Below are 1,111 nucleotides of genomic sequence, written 5' to 3' on the forward strand. Positions count from 1 at the left end.
CTTTTTGATAATATATTTTTGAATATTACTGAACTAGAGGAATATCAGAGAATACAAAGTAAAAATGTATTTAAAAATATTGATTACATAATATCTTTTTTAGGTACAGAAGGACAAAAATCTTTATTTTGGGGTGTATTTAAAGTCAGAAGTGAAAAACATAGTGAAAATAATCTTTTTGAATATGAACTAGAAGAAATGCCACAATTTAGTGAGCTGAAGTTCAGACTAGTAGTCGATTGGGGTAGAGCTACTCTATCTTGGCATCAGCACTATACTTCTGATAAAAAAGTTATTGAAATATTGCCTAAGGGTTCTCTAGATAAATTTCCTGGCTATGAAAATGTTAATTTGTCTTGGAAAGAACTTAACAGAGTAATCGGAACAGACTCATGGAAGACTGCTTTACAGAATCAAAAAGCCGTTTATTTAATTACAGATATTTCTAATGGGAAAAAGTATGTTGGTTCAGCGGATGCGGAAAATATGCTTCTTAATAGATGGCAAAACTATGCCCAAAGTCGTCATGGAGATAATCTTCAATTAAAGCAATTACCGTTAGAGCATATTGAAGATAACTTTTATTATTCGATTCTTGATATCTTTAAAGCTAAAACAGCTGATAAAGTTATATTGAGTCGAGAAAGTTGGTGGAAAAATACGTTATTAACAAGAAGATTTGGCTACAATTCCAATTAATACTCATTTAGTCTTTCTAAAATTAATAATTCTCCTTATCTCAAACACGTGCTTAAATCAAAAGACAGCCTCACTATAGGCTGTTTTATTTCATCATTTATAAACCCCAATTTAACAATAAATTTTAATTATTTATCCTTACTTTTTAATGATCTATTTTAAAGCAAATGTCGTTTTGTATGCTTGACTGCAATAGGGTAGAGCACTATCCTTTGCCTGCTGGCCACATTGCCAGTCGGTTGTCGCAGACCGGGAAAACAAAGTCGATATGCAAAACTCTTGTTTTGTGTGTCGGGAACTCGTTCGCCCCCTTTTTCTCTACGGTAGGGCGGAAGGGGGACACCTTCGGGTGTGCTGGTTCCTTTGTTTCCAGTCTGCGAACCCCCTTTCGTTCTGCCACCATAATTTTAAT

General features: G+C 33.9%; 2 protein-coding genes. One reads left to right on the forward strand and one right to left on the reverse strand.

What is annotated here, in order from left to right; genetic code table 11:
• Positions 1 to 699, forward strand: a 699-nt coding sequence (locus NL42_RS18705) for a GIY-YIG nuclease family protein (protein WP_461313889.1), incomplete at its 5' end; no start/stop codon positions are given.
• A 205-nt stretch (positions 700 to 904) separates the two neighbouring features.
• Here the strand turns inward: NL42_RS18705 and NL42_RS18710 are convergent.
• Positions 905 to 1,111, reverse strand: a 207-nt coding sequence (locus NL42_RS18710; RefSeq protein ID WP_461313890.1) for a hypothetical protein, incomplete at its 5' end; no start/stop codon positions are given.

The sequence above is a fragment of the Acinetobacter sp. GN11 genome, from assembly GCF_054823985.1.